Below are 19,160 nucleotides of genomic sequence, written 5' to 3' on the forward strand. Positions count from 1 at the left end.
AAACAAGGACCCTACCTTCTCGCTTCAAGACGCCAGGCCTGGCAAGGCGTCGCAAGACCCGGAAATACCGTAGCACCACCTCGGTAACCAAGCCGTTCTCGCATCATGCACTGAAACACGCTAACGAAAAGGAGTGATCATGAGATTGCATTCGTCGGTATCCAGTACGCCCTGGAAGGGCATCGTGGTGGCATCGCTGGCAGCTGTCAGCCTTGCCGCAAGCATCCAGCCTGCCGCGGCTACCGAAGAGGACGACTCATCGGACAAGCCAAACATCCTGGTCATCATGGGTGACGATATCGGCTGGTTCAACACCAGTGCCTATAACAACGGCATGATGGGCTATACCACACCCAATATCGATAGCATCGCTGAGGAAGGCATTCGCTTTACCGACGCCTACGGCCAGCAGAGCTGTACCGCCGGTCGCTCTGCCTTTATCACCGGCCAGTCACCCAAGCGAACCGGTCTTCTCAAGATTGGCATGCCAGGGGACCCCCTCGGCCTGCAGCCGGAAGACCCCACCATCGCCGAAATCCTCAAGCCGATGGGCTACGCCACCGGCCAGTTCGGCAAGAACCACCTGGGTGACCGCGACGAGTACCTGCCGACCAATCATGGCTTCGACGAGTTCTTCGGCAACCTCTACCACCTGAATGCGGAAGAAGAACCGGAAAACCCCGACTACCCGGGTGACCCAGAATTCCGTGAGCAGTTCGGCCCACGTGGCGTCATTCGCTCCACCGCCGATGGCCAGATCGAGGATACCGGCCCGCTGACCAAGCAGCGTATGGAAACCATCGATGAGGAATTCCTGGCCGCGACAGAGGACTTCATCGAGCGCCAGGAAGCCTCCGATACCCCCTGGTTCGTGTGGTACAACACCACCCGCATGCACATCTTCACCCACCTGAAGGATGAGAGCGAAGGCCGCACCGGACTGGGTGTCTACGCCGACGGTATGGTCGAACATGACGCTCTCGTGGGTCGCCTGCTCGACAAGCTCGAAGAGCTGGGCGCTGATGACAACACCATCATCGTCTACACCACCGACAATGGTGCCGAGAAGTTTACCTGGCCGGATGGCGGGACCACGCCCTTCCGCGGCGAAAAGGCGACCACCTGGGAAGGGGGTATTCGCGTTCCATTCATGATGAGCTGGCCGGGCCATATCGCACCGGGACAGGTCTCCAACGAGATCCTGTCACTGGAGGACATGTTCCCGACGCTGATCGCCGCCGCGGGTGAGCCCGACATCAAGCAGAAGCTGCTCGACGGCTACAGCGCCGGTGACAAGGACTTCAACGTTCACCTGGATGGCTACAACCTGCTGCCTAACCTTACCGGTGCCGAAGATGCCGGCGAATGGCCGCGCAACACCTTCTTTGCCTTCGTCGATGACGGATCTCTGGGTGCCGTGCGCTTCGATCGCTTCAAGGCCCACTTCAGCATCCAGGAGCATGAGGGGATGGACGCATGGCGGCGTCCGCAGACCCAGCTCAAGGCCCCGCTCTTGATCGACCTGCAGGCGGACCCCTTCGAGGCAGCCCCGCTGGATTCTTCCTACTATGACGACTGGCAGCTGCGTCGCATGTATGCCTTTGGTCCGGTAGGCAAGATCGTGGCGGACTTCATGGCCACCTTTGAAGAATACCCCCAGCGCCAGGAAGCCGGCTCCTTTACGCCGAAGCAATAACGCTTCCCTGCTAAACCAACAAGAGGCCGCCCTTGGGCGGCCTCTTGTCGTTGCGCCCCCTTCCATCGCGAGCGCCAAAACACTGGATATAAAAACAGCTATCTACTAACCTATGACCATCGAAAACGGCCGAGGATCAGACCCGATGGATCCGATCAAGGGACGCGGTGCCACCTTCTCACCGGCCAACCGCTTTGCCCCGACCCGCAGCGAAGCGGAGCATGACGGCTGGTGGCAGGAGGCGATGCCCGAGCGCATCGCTACGGTAACGGCAACAGAATCCGCCAAGAGCGCCCTGTCGTGGAATCGCTCACCCGATCTGCCCTTTGACCGCTCCATCAATCCTTACCGAGGCTGTGAGCATGGCTGCATCTACTGCTATGCGCGGCCAAGTCATGCCTATTGGGACATGTCCCCCGGGATCGATTTCGAAACACGCCTGATCGCCCGAACCGGGCTGGTGGAGCGGCTTCGTGAAGAGCTGTGCAAACCACAGTACGTCTGCCGCCCCATCAACCTGTCCGGCAATACCGATGCCTATCAACCCATCGAAGCCGAGTACCGCTCAACACGGGCGTTACTTGAGCTGCTGCTGGAATGCCGTCACCCGGTCACCTTGATCACCAAGAGCACGCTGATCCTGCGCGACAAGGAGGTGTTACAGGCCTTGGCGAGACGGCGGCTGGTCAAGGTCATGATCAGCCTCACCAGCCTGGATGACGATCTCAAACGGCGCTTGGAGCCCAGGGCTGCCTCGCCCAAGGCAAGGCTGAAAACCTTGCACGAGCTGGCGGCTCTCGGCATCCCCACCGGCGCCCTGATATCGCCGGTCATTCCCGGATTGACCGACCATGAGCTTGAAAACTTGCTGAGCGCTGCGAAAGACGCGGGGGCCAGCAGTGCAGGCTGGATGCTGCTGCGTCTACCCCATGAAGTCGCCCCACTGTTTGCAGAGTGGCTCGAGCACCATTACCCACAACGTGCAGCGAAGGTCATGAGCCTGATTCGCCAGTGTCGCAACGGACAGGACTACGACAGCCGTTTTGGTCACCGCATGCGCGGCCAAGGGGTCTTCGCCGACCTGCTCGATCAGCGCTACCGTAAGGCCTGCCGTCGCCTTGGCCTGCCACAGCGCGATGAAACGACGCTGGACACCTCCAGCTTCAGGCCTCCCCAGCGGCAGGGGGCACTGTTCTGACTGTCGTACCTTCTGCGATGCCACCCTTGCTGGCGGCGTTCGCGGCCCATCTCGCCTGATCTCACTGAAGAGCCGCTTCTAGCTGCAGAACCGCTTCGAGCTGCACAAACGCCTCGTGCTGCAGAACCGCTACGCCTGACGCTTCGTCCTATGCTGGTTCCATCATCAATGCGCCACTGGCCTGGCTGGTCACTACGGGACTGCCTACTCTGACAACACCCTGGCATAACGAAAGACCAAATAACGATAAGGAGCCCCCATGCGCCGGCGCACCAAGGGCCTGCACGCCCTGTACCGAGAAGACCCCATCCAAGCCGACCGACTTCTGTGGGGCCGTGAAACGGACCCTGTCAGTCGACGAGGTTTCTTGCGAAGGTCCAGCCTGCTGGCCATGAGCGCTGCACTAGGCGCCAGCATCCCCTTCGCCAGGCACATGCCAAGCGGGCTGATTCCCGCCGCCCTGGCCCAGAGCGAAGAAGCCTTCGAGATCGAAGGCAAGGAGGGGCTGATCGCTCTCAACGACAGACCGATCAACGCCGAGACACCGGCCCACCTGCTTGACGACGACATCACCCCGGCCCGCTACATGTTCGTGCGCAACAACGGCCTGCCCCCGGAACGAGCCGAGATCGATCCCGCCACCTGGACGCTGGAAATCGCCGGCGAGTCATGCCTCAACCCCACTACTTTCACCATTGCCGAGTTGCAAGAGCGTTTCTCCGCGCACACCTACCAACTACAGGTCGAGTGCGGTGGCAATGGTCGCAGCGAGTTCGTCCCTGCGGCCAGCGGCAATCAGTGGACCACTGGTGCGGTGGCCTGCCCGACCTTTACCGGCGTCCGTCTGCGTGACGTATTGGAAGCCTGCGGCGTGGCCGGGGACGCCGTCTATATCGGCTACTACGGCGCCGACCGCCATGCCAGCGGGGCCGCCGACAAGGAGGCGATCTCTCGCGGAGTGCCGATGGAAAAAGCCCTGGAGGACGAGTCGCTGATCGCCTGGGCCATGAACGGCGAGGATATTCCCTACCAGAATGGCTACCCGCTGCGTCTGGTGTGCGGTGGCTGGCCGGGCTCGGTATCGGGCAAGTGGCTCAAGCAGATCGTCGTGCGCAATCAGAAGCACGATGGGGCCAAGATGGCGCCACCTTCCTACAGCATACCGGCCAACCCAGTGGCCCCGGGCACCGAGGTGGCCAAGGAGGACTTTGTCACCATCCAGTCGATGCCGGTGAAGTCACTGATCACCTATCCCCGCTCTGGCATCGAACATGCACAGGGCCAGCCGCTGGAGGTGCGCGGCCACGCTTGGGCCGGTGACCTGTCCGTCTCGGAGGTCTACACCTCGATTGACTTCGGCGCCACCTGGCACAAGGCCAGCTTGAGAGACGCGCCCAACCGCCTGGCCTGGCAGCGCTTTAGCACCCAGGTTGCGTTCCCCGAACCCGGCTACTACGAGGTCTGGGCCAGGGCCGTTGACCAGCACGGCGCGTCGCAGCCCATGGTGGTCCCTGGATGGAATCCCAAGGGCTATCTCAACAACGCCTGCCATCGCATCGCGGTTCACGTCGGCTGAGGGAGGGAACAGGCATGGGGTTACGTATCACGTTAGCGAGCAGGGAGGCCAGACCACTGCTGGTCAGCCTGCTGGTCGGCCCGGTACTGTTTAGCCCGTTGGGCCTGGCTCCGGCAGCCGCCCAGGACGATGGACCGGCGACGTCGGCGGTGGCTTCTGCCGATGAGGGACCTGGTATCGATCCTGACAGCGGCTTCGTGATGGGCGAAGGCTGGCAAATGGTCAAGGGCAACTGCACCATCTGTCACTCGGCCGCCCTGGTGACCCAGAATCGCGGCTCACGCGACCACTGGGCCTACCTGATTGACTGGATGCAGGAGACCCAGGGCCTTTGGCAATTCAACCCGGAAATGGAAGACACCATTCTCGACTACCTGTCGACCTACTATGGACCGAGGACAGATGCCAGACGCCAGAACCTGCCCAAGCACCTGATGCCACCAAGAGCGCAGGCCAGCGAACCCGATTCAAAAGACTGACGCATCCGTCCGGCCAGCACAGGTGAGTAAGCATAGGTTGGTTTATACAATCCGGTCAGCACAGGCACGCTAGCCGTCCGTTAGCGCAGATCTGTCAGTACGGTTCCACTGGCGCGGATCTGCGCTTCAAGCTTCGGCTCGCGACAGGGCTCTTCCAGCGCCTCGCTTTGCCATTGTTGCATCGCAGGTAGCGCGCGCAGGCGCTCAAGATAGTCTCGCGCCTGACCCTCCATGGGAAGATCGTAGGTCTGCTGCCTGAAGGCTATCGGGGCGAAGAAGGCATCCACGGCAGAAAACGCCCCGCCGCCGAGATAGGGACCGCCAAAGCGCGCCAAGCCATCCTCAAACAGCTCATTGAGACGTTCGAGATCTCGCAACACTTCGGGGCCCAGCTGATGGAGCCTGACGCGCAAGGCACAGTGCATTGGGCACTGCTCGCGCAGTGCGAGAAACCCTGAGTGCATCTCGGCGCAGGCACTTCTGGCCCAGGCCCGGGCCCCAGGGTCAGCGGGCCAGACGCCAGGATGGCGCTCAGCCAGATACTCGACAATGGATAAAGAGTCCCACACGACCTGATGGCCATCATGCAGACAAGGGACCCTGCCGCTGGGTGAGAAGCGGCGAAAGGCGTCAAAGCTGTCGCCCTGCTCATCAAACGGATGAAAGGCCAGCTCGAAGGGGATATCCCCCTGGCGCAGGGTCATCCAGGCCCGCAGTGACCAGGATGACATCTGACGATTGGCAATATGCAGCACGTACATGGCACCTCTCCTTGGCTCTTACCATCAACCGCGTCATTGACTGGGGGCGATCCTGGCAAGGCGGCAGAGGAACCTCAAGCAGCGAGGGAAATCTCGTACCCGGTGTACTTGCGCAGGTTGATCACTCCGCTATCGAACATCAGGTACTGCCCCTTGATGCCCATCAAGGTACCTTCCACCACCGGATGTTTATCCAGGTTATGCGACGTCACCTTGGTGGGATGTTCCAGTACAGGGTAGGCAAAATGCCGAACGCTATCATCCAGCACCCGGATGGCATCAGCACCGAAACGCTCACGCAGGCTCGATAGCCCGCTCGATAGCCGCTCCAGCAAAAGATCACGCTCGGCCACCAGGTCCAGCTCCTCGACCTGGCCCTTGAGCATGGCTCGCCAGTTGGTGCGATCAGAGACTTCCTCCTTGAACAGCACTTCGACGAAGCCCGACTGCTGGCGCGTATCGACCTCGAGAATGGGCAGTGCCTGAATGGCACCCTGGTCCAGCCAGCGAGTAGGTACCTGAGTACCGCGGGTGATACCGACCTTGAGCCCGGAAGCATTGGACAGGTACACCACATGGGGCTGAAAACAGAAGCGTTCACCCCACTGTGGGTCACGACAGGTCCCCGCGAAGAAGTGACACAGCTCAGGCTTCATGATGCAGCTGTCACACTGGGCGAGGCGCTTGAAGCAGGGATAGCAGTGCCCCTGGCCAAAACTCTTCTTGGTGGCTCGCCCACAGTGGGTGCAGGCGATGGCGCCACTCCACTCGAGTCGCAGGGTGTGGCCCAGGTAGTCGTTGAGCGGCAGACGGTTCTCGCCAGCCTTGAGGGTATAGCGCGCTGGGGAGTCGGGTTCGACCCCCATCTTGGACAGACAACCGTGGGCAAGCACTTCAGTCACGACTGGCATCCCGGGCAAGCCCCGCCATCTCCGCGGATACCCCCGCACCACTGGCAGCCGCACCGCAGGTACGCTGCTCAAGATAGCCAATACGGCTGTCCTCGGGCACGTTATTTTCATGCTCGTAGCGCATCACGGCTTCCATGCAAAGCTCGGTCTGCTCGGGGGTCAGCATCCGCCCGTCTGGCCACTTGCGCAGCGATACCGCCTGTTTCAGGCTCTGATAGATCGCCGGCGTCATTTGGGAAATCATTCGCTCGAAGGTCATGTCGCTCATGGGATCGCTCTAGTGTCGGCGTGATGTGCGTGAATGATACCAGCCCAGCAGCAGCCCCACGAGCAATCCGCCCAGGTGCGCCTCGTTGGCCACATTGCCAAAGCCGACGAAACCCGCCAGATCGGTCATGGTGAAGATCATCCAGCCCAGCATGAACACCACCAGCATCTGGGGCACGAAGAAGCCGCTGCTGGGAGCCCGCCGAGACATCAACCAGACATACCCCAGCAGGCCAAAGTCGACGCCGGACATGCCACCAAACAGCACCGTGCCGGTGGCATACTGGGCTAGGTTGCCCGCCAGCCCCGCCAGCACGACGATGATCAGCATTCTTCCTGGCCCATTCAGGCGCTCTACCTGGCGTCCGAAGTACCACAACCACATCATGTTGAAGACCAGGTGCATCCAGCCAAAATGCAGGAAGATCGGCGACAAGGGCCGCCACACCTGCCCCGATGCCAGGGCGTCAGGAATGGTACCGACAGCAAGGGCGCCCTGACTGATGCCCAGCGGCACGATCGCCAACCAGGCAAGCACTATGTCTCCCCACACGGCGATCGCTGCAAATACCACAACGCACAGCGCCAGCGTCGCGAGCGTCACCGGATGCTGACGCAACAGCAACGCCCAATCTACCTGGCCACGCGACCTCGAGGCTGCCGGCGGAGGCATCGCCTCACCCTGTTGCCAGCGCCTGACCAGCTCGGCCGTGGCATCACGTTGCTTGAGATCGGCCAGCCACAGGGTTTGTCCCTCTTCGTCTTGCGTGATGCGATGGCTGATGCGCTGCGCCCACAGCGCCTGACGCAGTTCGCGGGTGTCGATCTCATGTGGTATCAGCAAGACCCGATACATGGCGTCTCCATGGAGTGGCGATAAACGCGCTGCACGTCATGCCTGTGTACGGGTTTCCCCATACAAATGCTGCGCATACAAAAAGTCCGGCGGAGGGGGCCGCCGGACAAGAGCAAGGGATCATTCAAGGGAACACCTATTCAGACGTCCACTTGCCCAAAGGGTTCAACTCGTCGGCAAAATTTAATGTAACGCTTTGTATCAGTCGAAAGTAATCTCCCTCGGCAGGGGTCGCTGACTGACATCTCGAGGCACTGGCACCCACACAAAATGGTTGGCATCGAGTCGCGACTCGAAGCTGTAGCGATAGGCGACCAGGCGTCCGTACTTCACCGCACTGTAGTCCAGGCAGGCCACGTTGGGGGCTGGCAGCGCCGGTATTCCTTCGCACCAGTAGTGGCCAATGAACAGCGGTGGCTCATCGGGCCCATAGTAGCTGAGGGAGGCACGCTCGGCATCGCTGAGTGGACGACTCTCGAGATCGCCGGGCAGGTTGTCCGGCTGAAACACCACATCCCCCCAGGTGACGGGGCTGTTTGCCCAGAAATGGGTGCGAAAACTGCGTCGAGTAAAGCCGTCTCCAGAATGAATCGCAATGCCCTCAGGCAATGGAATGGAACCGCCACGCGTCAGGCGCTCAAGGATACGCGACTCGAGGGTGCCATGCTGGGAGGCGCGAAGCAGAAATTCCTGATCCACACGCCCGTCAGGCCGTAGCTGCTGAAAGGCCTGGACCAGAGCCGTATCCCAGCAGGCATGCACGACACGAATGCCATCCATCTCCAGATACAGCGGAATCTCTCGGAACCAGGCAAGAGCATCGTCCCACTCCTGGGGATGATCGCGATATTGCTCAAGCGTCTCCCGAATGATGCGGTTATGACGAGGCGTATGCGGACGCAGCCATTCACGGCCATGGCCTGGCGGCGCCTTCTGGGTGTAGGTCAAGGCGCTGATTTCGTGATTGCCAAGCACAATGTAGGCTTCGCCCTCCTCCACCATGCGTCGCGCAATGTTGACCGCCAGGCGAATACGCGGTCCGCGATCGATAAGATCGCCAAGGAAGATGACCTTGCGATGGGGGTGGCGATAGACGCCATTGCGCAGGTGATAGCCAAGACGCTCGAGCAGCGTTGCCAGGGTCGCCCCGCAGCCGTGCACATCGCCGATCAGATCGTAACCGTCCAGTCGACTCACCTCAGTCTCCCAACCTGTTGCTCCAGCCCAGCTTACTGCGCAGGACGTCGTAAAAATTGTGCCCGAGGGGGTGTACGAGCTGAACGTTCTGAGGCTTGCGGCGAATCACCAGGACATCGTCGGGCTTGGCGACGGCACGGGTCTGCCCATCGCAGCTGATGTGCGGGTAGGTCTGGTTGGTCTCACCGATATGACAGCGGATCTCGCAATCGGCATCGATGACGATGGGGCGACTCGACAGGGTATGGGGAAACATGGGGACCAGGGTCACCACGTCGAGCTTGGGATGCATGATCGGGCCGCCACCGGACATCGCATAGGCGGTAGATCCAGTGGGTGTCGCGACAATCAGACCGTCGCTACGCTGGCTGTAAACGAACTGACCATCAATGAACAGTTCGAACTCGATCATGCGCACCGCCTTGCCCGGGTGCAGCACGATCTCGTTCAGCGCATCGCCGCTGCCGACCAACGCATCACCACGATACAGCTCGGCGTCCAGCAAAAAGCGCTGCTCGACCTCGTAATGGCCCGCCAGCACCTCCCCTACCCGGGCTTCCAGCTCGTCTGGAGAGATATCGGTCAGAAAGCCCAGCCTGCCTCGATTGACCCCTAGCACCAGGGTTCCGCTGCGGCACAGGGTGCGCGCGGCTCCCAGCAAACTGCCATCACCGCCGACGACAATCACCAGGTCGCACAGCTCGCCAAGCATGCGTCTGCTGGCCTCGGCATGGCCTCTTTCCAACAGCGCTGACGCCGTGCGATCTTCAATGATGACGTGGTACCCGCCATCATCCAGAAACCGAATCAGGCGTTTCAGGGTCTCGACCACCTTGGCGCTGCCCAGGCGCCCGATCAGCCCGATGTTCTTGAACGATTGCATCCACGCATCCTTCCCTTGACGACCGCTCATTATGGCGAGGGGGACGCGGCGGGGCAAACGAGGCCTGACGCTTACACCAACGCTTGGCCTCGACGCCGCTGCCACCAACCATTCAGCCACAGCGAGGCGGCGATGATCGCGCCACCCAGCAGCAAGCGCGGCAGGTCAGCGTCGCGATTCCAGATCACCAGGTTCACGACCAGGCCCGCGGGGATCAGCATGTTGTTCATGATGGCCAAGGCTCCGGCGTCCACCCTGACGGCGCCCAGGTTCCACAGGAAAAAGCCGAGCCCTGAGGCAACCAGCCCCAGCCACAGCAGTACGCCCCATTGGGTCAAGGTCGTGGGCAGGCTGCTGCTGTCGCCCAACAGGGCAAAGGCAGGCAGCGCCACACAGGCAGCGCCAAGGTAGAACCAGGCGAACACGCTGTGACGCGGCAGTTCCTCCGGAAGCGCCGCGGACAGCCGCCGGTAACCGACCTGGCCCAGCGCAAAACAGAGGTTCGCCCCCTGGACGACGAGAAAACCCAACCAGAAGTCCTCGTTGACGCCGTGGTAGCGAATGACCGCCGCCCCCAACACCGCCAAGCCCGCCGTGACCAGGTGAAAAGGGGTGAATCGGGAAAACGCCAGGTCGTCCAGAACAGCGATGTAAAGCGGAGTGAAGATGGTGAACAGCAGGACTTCAGGTACCGACAGCAGCAAGAACGATTGGTAGAAAAAGATGTACATTACGCCCAATTGGACGGCACCCAGCGCCATCAGGATCAGGCGCTGCTGACCTGCCAGCAGGCGTGGCTTGAGCAGGGGCAGAAAGACCAGTGCCGCCAGGCTGACGCGCAGCATCACGGCAAAATAGCTGTCTACCTGGCCGGCGAGATAGACACCGATCAGCGAAAACGAAAATGCCCAAAGGACAGTGACCACGACCAGATAGCCCACCGTAAACTCCTTCCGCCTAAAAAGTTTACGGGAGTATACGCGATACCCAGCAAGCGCTGAACAGATCCGACGAACGCGATGAGGCGCAGGACGCCTCCAGCGCAGCGCCGCAGCGCCCACGCTGTCGGTTTAGAACATCACCGCCTGTCGCCTTAGCCTCAGCGGGTGTGGCGGTGAGCTGGCATCAGTGATTGATGCGCTTCAGCCACCAGGCGCCATACAGCACGCCGGGCAACCAACCCAGCAAGGTCAGCAGAAAGGCAATGGAGACGCGGCGCGCTCCACCCTCAGTGACAGCGACGGCCAGTGGAGGGACCAACAGCACGAGCAGCATCAGCGCGAGCCTGGCTGCCGGAGACGCCATCAAGGCCGATGCCACTTGGGATTCACTCTTGGTCGCCTTTTCCGAGGCCTTGCTTTCCGTATCACTTACTCCATGCTGGTTGGCCTCAGCGGCGGATGTGTTCGAGGCAGCGTCATCTGAGGCTGGCCCACTCGACGTCTTTTCCTCGGTCCCACCGTCTTGCTTCATCGGGGGAAGGTATTGCTCCACCCCCGACGCCTGTGACGATGGCTTGTCGGCTTCGGTCGGTGACGCCTGACGATGGGCATCAACGTCGATCTTCTGTTCCAGCCGATCCGCGCCCTCAGCCAGCACCTCGTGATAGCGCTCCCAGTCCTCCCAGTCATGGGGCGTGCCCACCTTGGGACGGTGGTCGTTGGACTCACGAGCACGATCCCAGGCCTTTTCTTCCAGGGTGTTGGGGCGCTCTCGATCTCGTTCGCCATCAAGCCCTTTACGGGCTAGATATTCACGCGCATCCACGGATCCGTTTCCTCCTCATTCTGTCATGGTCATCGGCACGGGAGCCCAATGATCGACGCGGCAAGGCGCCTGTGTCGCCGCCCTTTGTCACGCCAGCACCCTCAACCTCATCGAGGGCCGTCACGGGTCTGATCGTGCAAGTGTGCCAATGCAGGCTTTGATGTAACAGTGACGCCTGATCTATGGGGCAATGAGTACCTCCTGTCCTACCTTTTTGATAGAGGCCGTGCCTATGGGTTCCCTTACCCCGGGCTGCCATCGCTCAAGGAGACATATCATGCAGGAAAGACAGGTCGATATCGCAATTATCGGTGCAGGAAGCGCCGGACTCGGCGCCTGGCACGCAGCCCGCCAGCACACCGACAAGCTGGTGCTGATCGAGTCGGGGGCATTCGGCACGACATGTGCGCGGGTGGGATGCATGCCGTCGAAACTGCTGATATCGGCGGCCGATGTGGCGCACCAAGCCAACGACGCCGAAGGCTTCGGTATCAAGGTCAGTGGTGTCAGCGTCGATGGCCGGGCCGTGATGGAACGCTTGAGACGTGAGCGCGACCGCTTCGTAGGCAGCGTGATGTCGTCAATGTCCCGCATCGAGGACGAAGATCGCATCCTGGGAGCGGCCCGCTTTGAAGATGCCACCACGCTGGTGGTGGGCGAGCACACACGCATCAAGGCCAAGCGCATTGTCATTGCCACCGGCTCTCGCCCTTCCTGGCCCGATTTCCTCAATGGTGCAGGTGACCGACTGATCATCAATGACGACCTGTTCGAGTGGCAGGATCTACCGGAGTCGGTGGTGGTCTTTGGTCCCGGCGTCATAGGGCTTGAGCTGGGCCAGGCGCTCAGTCACCTGGGCGTCAGGGTGCGCATGTTCGGCGTGGGTGGGGCGATTGGTCCGCTGGGTGACCCTGAGCTCAAGCAGGTAGCCGACAGGACTTTCAATGACGACTTCCCGCTGGATCCGGATGCCACGGTCAAACGCGTAGCGCGTGAGGGAGACCAGGTGGTGGTGACCTTCCACTGCCGCGACAGCGACACCGAAAAGAGCGAACGTTTCGACTACCTGCTGGCCGCCACGGGACGCAGACCGAATGTGGATCGCCTGGACCTTCACAAGACGGGGCTCGAGCTTAACGAGCGCGGTGTACCGCTGTTTGACCGGCTTACCATGCAGTGTCGCTTTGATGACGGCCAAGCGGCTCCCATCTTTATCGCCGGCGATGCCAATCAGGACTTGCCCTTGCTGCACGAGGCCTCCGATGAAGGACGTATCGCTGGAGACAATGCTGGTCGCTACCCGGAGATCCGAGCCGGGCGGCGACGCACACCGTTGGCAGTTGTCTTTACCGATCCACAGATGGCAAGCGCGGGGATGGGCTACGCTGAACTGAAGCGTCGGGATGAACACCTGAGCAACGTGGCCATCGGAGAGGTCTCCTTTGAGGATCAGGGACGCTCCACGGTGATGCGTCAGAACCGGGGTAAGCTGCGGCTCTACGCTGAACACGGCACAGGACTTCTCCTCGGCGCGGAAATGTTCGGCCCTCGGGCAGAACACCTGGGCCACCTGTTGGCCTGGTCCATCGACCAACGACTGACCGTTGACCGTCTGCTGGAAATGCCTTTCTACCACCCGGTGGTGGAGGAAGGCCTGAGAACTGCGCTAAGGGATCTGAATGTCAGCCTGCGCAGAGGTCCAGCCATCACCGAGCGCTGTCTGGAATGCGGCCCCGGGGCTTGACGGTCAAGCACACAGGAGAGCGGCTATGCCACACAAGGCACCTCCATCTATCGTCCGCGACATCATGTCGAAGGACTGCTACCGCGTCAGCGGCCAGACGTCCATCTCTACCCTCGCGGAAGGACTGGCGCTGCATCGATTGCCAGGTGCACCGGTCGTGGATAGCGGCGATCACCTTGTCGGCTTCATTTCGGAGCAGGACGTACTTGGCAAGGTGATAGAAAGCCTGTATCTGGACCATGAAGCCCCGCTGGTCAGTGAACTGATGCGCAACGAAGTCCTTTCAGTGTCACCCACCAAGAGCATCGTCGACCTGGCCCAGGAAATGCTCGGTGCTAAGCCCAAGGTCTACCCGGTGACCGAACAGGGCCGGCTCGTCGGCATTGTGACGCGTCGCGACGTGCTTAACGCGGTGCTATCGATGCGTCGTCATCAACGTAGCGCCTGACGCACTTGCTGACAGTCCTCTTCCCCTGCTGGGTCGCCCCTGTGGGGGAGAGGGTTTCAGTCCCCCATCGCAGCCCCACGAAAGATGGCGTGCTGCTTGCTCGGCCATTCGTTTCTCGCCCTTCCTTTCTCCCCCCAGACCTTCTCGCCCCGCCCTTGGCGCCAAACCAGCCCACGATGCCTTGAGCAACGTCTTATGGCAGGACTCATGCCGGTCTATTATCCTGTCGTCCGGCTGTGCGCAGAAGGCTGCTCGCCCCTCGTCTCCCGCCATTCGCGCCAGGCCCTTGGTCATAAGCCCTGGGACATAAGCCCTTGACCAGCCAACCTTGGTCTCTGTCGACCTGCCGTCGGCGCACGCCCGTGGCTCAGCTGGCGCAAAAAAAACGCCCCATGGAAACCATGGGGCGCAACGATCGATTTAGCAAACCAGATCAACACTGCTAACGACTGCCATCGCGCATGCTGTCTGTACCACATATGACAGTCGTCACCAGAAAAGTTCTCCTTTCACCAGAATTTTTTTTTCCTGCTTTCTGGCAAAACCAGCACAGAAGCGCACGAACGGACCTCACCCTCCCCTCCTACTGCGTACCCAGATCATGGTGGATGGCGACATCAACGCCGCTACAAAGGGCTTACCCGCCGACGCTCCTGGGGTGATCTCCACCGCTGCGACGGGCGGTTACCCATCGTTCGTATCGCGAGGCGCCAACACCAGCGCAGGTGGGCACTAACACAGGTGGGTATCAACGCAGGCGGGTATCAACGCAGGCGGGTATCAACGCAGGCGGGCAGAAACGCCCCCTGCGCCGTTTCGTTGCCAGCACTCAGAGCGGCGGCGGAATACAGCTCAGCGTTCACGTTGACGACACGGCACAAAGGCAGCTATGTTCCATTTATCGAACGTTCTATTTATCGAACGCTTTGCTCTTCGAGCGCCCAGGTGACGAACGCTTCGTTGAGCGAACACGTTAACGTCATAGTGAACCATCCATCGAGCGATCGCCTAATGGAACGCGCCCATGATTGACGACCACCTCCGCCTGGACCCCATACCGGAACCCTCTATCGACGCTGAGGCCCTGGGTCGCCACCTTCAGCAGTTGCGGGAAACCCGAGGCTGGTCTTTGTCACGTCTCGCTAACGACGCAGGGATTGCTAAATCGAATCTGTGTCGTCTGGAGCAGGGAAACGGCAATCCCACGCTGGATACCCTCTGGCGACTGGCGGCACAGTTGGAGGTGCCTTTCGGCACGCTGATCAAGCCCGTCACTGCTGTACTCGACGACCAGGGCGTGCAGATCCAATTGATCGACCAGGGACACGACCGCCCCAGCGTCGATGTCTACTGGATGCACCTGGACGCTCAGGTAGAACGCTGGAGTCTCGGTCACCCCAAAGGCGTTAGAGAGACCATCACCGTGATCTCGGGCAGCCTCTGCACCGGCGCAGAGGAGCTGACAAGGACGCTAGCACCCGGCGACAGCCACAGCTTTGCTGCAGACGGCCCTCACCTGTACGCCACCGAGGATCAAGCCTCTTCGGCAATCGTCACCATCGTCTACCCAACAAGGACTGTACCGACATGACGACCACCTCTCCCCCGTTGACCGCGAGCGCCTGGCTGGTCGGGGTACGCGAAGCCATTCCGCTGCTGGGTGGTTACATTCCCATCGCTATCTCCTTTGGGCTGGTGGCCGTACAGGCTGGCTTCACTACATGGGAAGCTGTCGCCATCTCGACGCTGATCTACGCCGGAGCGTCCCAGTTTGTCTTTGTCGGCATGGCAGCAGCAGGAGCTCCGCTGTGGCTGGTGGTCGGGATGACGCTGCTGATCAACCTGCGTCATGTGGTCTACGCACCCAATCTGGCGGCTCACATGTCTTCCAGCCGATGGTGGCCTGCGCTGATGCATGGCCTGACCGATCAAGTCTTTGCATTGGCATTGACACGCTTGCCACAGCTGGCCAGCGAGCAGCGGCTGGGCTGGTACAGCGGTGCGGCGCTGCTCGCCTGGTTCGCCTGGATTGTCGGAACTGCCGCTGGCGCGATAGGAGGAGAGTGGGTCGTCCAGCGCTGGCCATTGCTCGGCGAGGTAATGCCGTTCGCCTTGCCGGCTCTGTTTCTGGTTCTGGTAGCGCCCCGCATGAGCAATTTTCGCTGGGCCTGCGCCACCGTTGTTACCGTGCTTGCCGGTCTTGCCCTCGCCCTTGGCGGGATTGCCAATGCGGGTATCCCCCTGGCCGCCTTGACTGGCGCGCTGTGCTTCTACACCGTCAAGCATGCCCCCACCCGGAGACGCTGCGCATGAGCATGGAACTCTGGCTGGCCGTCGCCGCCACCACCGTCGGTACCCTGCTGATGCGCATGCTGCCGCTCATCTGGATGCGCAAACGTCTGTCGCGTTCAAGCGCTGAAGCGGGCGTCGATACGTTGCCACAGTGGCTGTCTGTACTGGGGCCGCTGATGATCGCTGCCGTGCTGGGTGTGTCGCTTGCACCGAGCCAGAACACCCTGGCTGGCTGGACCGCTACCCTGCTGGGAGTCCTGGCTACGTTGATCACCTGGCGTCGGACGCGATCCCTTGGCTGGCCAGTCGCCATGGGCGTCGCGACCTATGGCGCAACGTTACTGTTGTCGGGGCTATAACGCGGTCGGCCAAGCAGCGCACTGCCTGGACGACAACCCTGCCTCTTCTTTCTCGTCAAAACTAATTCTTAAGTATGAATAACTTCATTTATCTAATACTTTAGCAGCACAGCCAAAGCGTGAGTCACAACATCGCCGCCGATGACGTTTGCAACGTTTACGCGTGATTTTTGCCTGATATACCCTAAATAACTGACATATCGGAAGAAAAGTCCTTCAGGCCTGCGCCCTGCCGCCGATACCTCGGAAGCATCCCCTTTTCGCTTCCGAGGCTTTCCCATGGTTCTGGCAAGAAGAACAAGCGCGCTGCGATATGCGCTCAACAGCCACACCGCCTGCATCACCTTTCTCCCGAACGGCACCATCCTCGACGCCAGCGCCCACTTTCTCAGCACGGTTGGCTATCGGCTCGAGCAGGTCAAAGGGCAGCATCACCGCATGTTATGTCCTGACAGTGTGGTGTCATCGCCTTCCTATCAGGCGTTCTGGCAAGCACTGGCCAACGGCAAGCCTGCCAGCGGTACCTTCGAGCGCATCGATGCCGACGGTAATACGCTCTGGCTAGAGGCAAGCTACCTGCCCATCAAGAACCGCCGGGGTAAGGTGAAGCGCATTCTCAAGATCGCCAGCAACGTCACTCGGCAACGGCTTTCAGCGGCCGGCCAAAGTGCCATTCTCGACGCCCTGGATGGCTCCATGGCGATGATCGAATTCACTCCCGATGGCTATATCACCGACGCCAACACCAACTTCCTGTCGGCAATGGGTTACACGCTCGAGGAGATTCAGGGCCAGCATCACCGCATGTTCTGTGACGACGCCTTTTACCTTGAGTACCCACACTTCTGGCAGGAGCTAAGCAGCAACCACTACAAACAGGGAAGGTTCCAGCGGTTCACTGCCACGGGGCAGCCCATCTGGCTGGAGGCCACCTACAACCCTGTGACCGATGCAGCAGGCAGGGTATGTCGCATCATCAAATTCGCCACCGATATTACCCGAGCGGTGGCAACCGAGGATGCTGCGAGAGCTGCTGCACAAGCGGCTCGCGTCACGGCGGAGCAGACCGAGTCGATTGCCGCAGGAGGGCTTGAGCAGCTCCAGCAAGCGGTAGCCGCTGCCCGGCAGGCCAGCTCGGATATCAAGGCAACCCAGGCCATCGTGATCGCTTTAGAGGAACAGACGCGAGCGATCAACGCCATTACGGCATCTATTTCCTCCATCGCACATCAAACCAACCTGCTGGCCCTTAACGCCGCCGTGGAAGCCGCAAGAGCAGGCGACCACGGTAAGGGGTTTGCCGTGGTCGCCCAGGAAGTTCGCTCACTCTCCCAGGGGTCTACCCAGGCGGCATCGAGAATCGCCGACGTACTCCACGAAAACAACGAGCGGATACGCCTCGCCAGCAAGAAGATGACCGAGATCGTCAGTGTAAGTGAATCGAGTCAAGCGAGCGTCAGCGACGCCCAGCAGGTCATTGAGGAGATCATGGAGGGTGCTCGTCGCATTTCCACTGCGGTAAGTGCGCTCTAACCATCATAGAACCTGGCGAAGCGGCCTTGAGCCCTTTGCCAGGCATTCTGTCAGCCATCCCGTCAGTAAAAGGGACCCTCAGGGGCCACATCCTGCATGCTGGAACAGGACCGCATATCGGCAACATCGGCGGCAAGATCGACGACAAAGGCGACTCTCGCGTCAGCCATATAGCGACCAGGCGGTCGCGGTGATGATAGGCCGGAGCCGGCATGCCCCGTCTTTTTCTTGCAGGCTTAAGCAACTGAGTTTACTATCGAAACCGCCTTGCGGGTGTAGCTCAATGGTAGAGCAGAAGCTTCCCAAGCTTAAGACGAGGGTTCGATTCCCTTCACCCGCTCCAGCGCGCTAGTTCCCCCGGTCCTCTTGCACCACCTCTTACCTTGTTTAACCAACACCTCGCCATTTGCTAGAAGCAACGCGTCAGTTACGACGACTCCGCAGTATCTACCCAACGCCTTTCAGGCGTTATTGATTCATCAATGTACCCTCGCCCAGGCAGCTGTGATATCGCACACCTTTCTGGCATGCATAATCTTTCCCTGCATCACCTCGCAACGAATGGCAGTTCCTTGAGCCAAATAATAGTGAAGGCCCCATCATTCCCACCGTACCGCTGCCTGCCACTCGACTAGCATATTCAAGGAATGTGCTGGCCGCCCCCTTCCGTTATATGCTTGTTCTCCCAAAATCTGTCTCTTAATATTCAATAACACCAATGTTTGACAACACCTTTTTTCGGCGACGTTGAATGACGACCTATCGGAAGGGGAAAGATATGAGTGATCAAAACATAAAAGAAGCCAGATCACATCTTCGTGAACGCGTACAGGCTCTCGTGCTTGATGCGATGCATCGCCATGGCTGGAGTCAGGCAGAACTGGCTCGCAAGGCAAACATGCCAAGAAATTGCATCAGCCTTTATGCCAGAGGAAAGTCTATACCCAGTAGTGAGTATGCAACACGTCTGGCAAAGGTTCTTGCGGTAACACCGGGCGAACTCACCGGCATTACACAGGCTGATGAAAAAGCGCCACACGCCGAATGGATTGATATACGAAACACAGAGAATGGCTATTACTTGCTATCCTTTCAGAAAGAGCTGACCGCCTCACAGCTGACTCAGTTTCTGGAACTGATCGACAAGATCGATCAGAGAAAAGGGGCGACATGACACATGTAGCCCCTGGCGC

At 60.3% G+C, this 19,160-nt stretch carries 19 protein-coding genes and 1 tRNA gene; 12 read left to right on the forward strand and 8 right to left on the reverse strand.

What is annotated here, in order from left to right; translation table 11 throughout:
* Positions 1-139 precede the first annotated feature (139 nt).
* From KUW18_RS11895 to KUW18_RS11910, 4 genes are all read left to right on the forward strand, one after another.
* A complete protein-coding gene (locus KUW18_RS11895; RefSeq protein ID WP_206943514.1) occupies positions 140-1,696 on the forward strand; it encodes an arylsulfatase in 1,557 nt (518 codons plus the stop codon).
* Between the two features lie 145 nt (positions 1,697-1,841).
* A complete protein-coding gene (locus KUW18_RS11900) occupies positions 1,842-2,894 on the forward strand; it encodes a PA0069 family radical SAM protein (RefSeq protein ID WP_222561486.1) in 1,053 nt (350 codons plus the stop codon).
* 259 nt (positions 2,895-3,153) lie between these two features.
* Positions 3,154-4,470: a sulfite oxidase gene (locus KUW18_RS11905; RefSeq protein WP_222561487.1), complete on the forward strand. Its 1,317-nt coding sequence runs from the start codon at positions 3,154-3,156 to the stop codon at positions 4,468-4,470.
* Between the two features lie 14 nt (positions 4,471-4,484).
* Complete coding sequence (locus tag KUW18_RS11910) at positions 4,485-4,949, forward strand: hypothetical protein (protein WP_222561488.1); 465 nt, start codon at positions 4,485-4,487, stop codon at positions 4,947-4,949.
* 80 nt (positions 4,950-5,029) lie between these two features.
* On the opposite strand, the gene KUW18_RS11915 is transcribed toward KUW18_RS11910, so the two are convergent.
* The 8 genes from KUW18_RS11915 to KUW18_RS11950 all read right to left on the reverse strand — a co-directional run bounded on the left by KUW18_RS11915 (position 5,030) and on the right by KUW18_RS11950 (position 11,591).
* The gene (locus KUW18_RS11915; RefSeq protein WP_222561489.1) at positions 5,030-5,710 is read right to left on the reverse strand and encodes a glutathione S-transferase family protein; all 681 of its coding nucleotides are present in this window, start codon (positions 5,708-5,710) and stop codon (positions 5,030-5,032) included.
* Between the two features lie 74 nt (positions 5,711-5,784).
* The gene (locus KUW18_RS11920; RefSeq protein ID WP_409995830.1) at positions 5,785-6,621 is read right to left on the reverse strand and encodes a DUF2797 domain-containing protein; all 837 of its coding nucleotides are present in this window, start codon (positions 6,619-6,621) and stop codon (positions 5,785-5,787) included.
* The gene (locus KUW18_RS11925; protein WP_206943524.1) at positions 6,605-6,889 is read right to left on the reverse strand and encodes a YeaC family protein; all 285 of its coding nucleotides are present in this window, start codon (positions 6,887-6,889) and stop codon (positions 6,605-6,607) included. The genes KUW18_RS11920 and KUW18_RS11925 overlap by 17 nt, the downstream gene beginning before the upstream one ends.
* Positions 6,890-6,898: 9 nt before the next feature.
* The gene (locus KUW18_RS11930) at positions 6,899-7,744 is read right to left on the reverse strand and encodes a rhomboid family intramembrane serine protease (protein ID WP_222561490.1); all 846 of its coding nucleotides are present in this window, start codon (positions 7,742-7,744) and stop codon (positions 6,899-6,901) included.
* 201 nt (positions 7,745-7,945) lie between these two features.
* A complete protein-coding gene (locus KUW18_RS11935) occupies positions 7,946-8,932 on the reverse strand; it encodes a metallophosphoesterase (protein WP_222561525.1) in 987 nt (328 codons plus the stop codon).
* A gap of 10 nt (positions 8,933-8,942) precedes the next feature.
* Positions 8,943-9,824: an NAD(+) kinase gene (locus KUW18_RS11940; protein WP_206943535.1), complete on the reverse strand. Its 882-nt coding sequence runs from the start codon at positions 9,822-9,824 to the stop codon at positions 8,943-8,945.
* Between the two features lie 71 nt (positions 9,825-9,895).
* A complete protein-coding gene (locus KUW18_RS11945) occupies positions 9,896-10,765 on the reverse strand; it encodes a DMT family transporter (RefSeq protein WP_206943538.1) in 870 nt (289 codons plus the stop codon).
* A gap of 184 nt (positions 10,766-10,949) precedes the next feature.
* Positions 10,950-11,591, reverse strand: coding sequence for a YqaE/Pmp3 family membrane protein (locus tag KUW18_RS11950; protein WP_222561491.1), 642 nt, complete (start codon positions 11,589-11,591; stop codon positions 10,950-10,952).
* Between the two features lie 277 nt (positions 11,592-11,868).
* On the opposite strand from KUW18_RS11950, the gene KUW18_RS11955 reads away from it, so the two are divergent.
* From KUW18_RS11955 to KUW18_RS11990, 8 genes are all read left to right on the forward strand, one after another.
* Complete coding sequence (locus KUW18_RS11955; protein ID WP_222561492.1) at positions 11,869-13,335, forward strand: dihydrolipoyl dehydrogenase; 1,467 nt, start codon at positions 11,869-11,871, stop codon at positions 13,333-13,335.
* A gap of 25 nt (positions 13,336-13,360) precedes the next feature.
* A complete protein-coding gene (locus tag KUW18_RS11960) occupies positions 13,361-13,783 on the forward strand; it encodes a CBS domain-containing protein (RefSeq protein WP_206943543.1) in 423 nt (140 codons plus the stop codon).
* Between the two features lie 1,024 nt (positions 13,784-14,807).
* Complete coding sequence (locus KUW18_RS11965; protein ID WP_222561493.1) at positions 14,808-15,374, forward strand: helix-turn-helix domain-containing protein; 567 nt, start codon at positions 14,808-14,810, stop codon at positions 15,372-15,374.
* On the forward strand, positions 15,371-16,096 hold the full coding sequence (locus KUW18_RS11970) for an AzlC family ABC transporter permease (RefSeq protein WP_222486759.1): 726 nt from the start codon (positions 15,371-15,373) through the stop codon (positions 16,094-16,096). The genes KUW18_RS11965 and KUW18_RS11970 overlap by 4 nt, the downstream gene beginning before the upstream one ends.
* Complete coding sequence (locus tag KUW18_RS11975; protein WP_222163658.1) at positions 16,093-16,434, forward strand: AzlD domain-containing protein; 342 nt, start codon at positions 16,093-16,095, stop codon at positions 16,432-16,434. The genes KUW18_RS11970 and KUW18_RS11975 overlap by 4 nt, the downstream gene beginning before the upstream one ends.
* A 279-nt stretch (positions 16,435-16,713) precedes the next feature.
* Complete coding sequence (locus KUW18_RS11980) at positions 16,714-17,967, forward strand: PAS domain-containing methyl-accepting chemotaxis protein (RefSeq protein ID WP_222561494.1); 1,254 nt, start codon at positions 16,714-16,716, stop codon at positions 17,965-17,967.
* Positions 17,968-18,236: 269 nt separating this feature from the next.
* Positions 18,237-18,310, forward strand: a tRNA-Gly gene (locus KUW18_RS11985).
* A 435-nt stretch (positions 18,311-18,745) separates the two neighbouring features.
* Positions 18,746-19,141, forward strand: coding sequence for a helix-turn-helix domain-containing protein (locus KUW18_RS11990; RefSeq protein WP_222561495.1), 396 nt, complete (start codon positions 18,746-18,748; stop codon positions 19,139-19,141).
* Positions 19,142-19,160: the final 19 nt, after the last annotated feature.

Source organism: Halomonas sp. DP5Y7-2 (genome assembly GCF_019802025.1).
GTDB classification, from domain to species: Bacteria; Pseudomonadota; Gammaproteobacteria; order Pseudomonadales; family Halomonadaceae; genus Halomonas; species Halomonas litopenaei_A.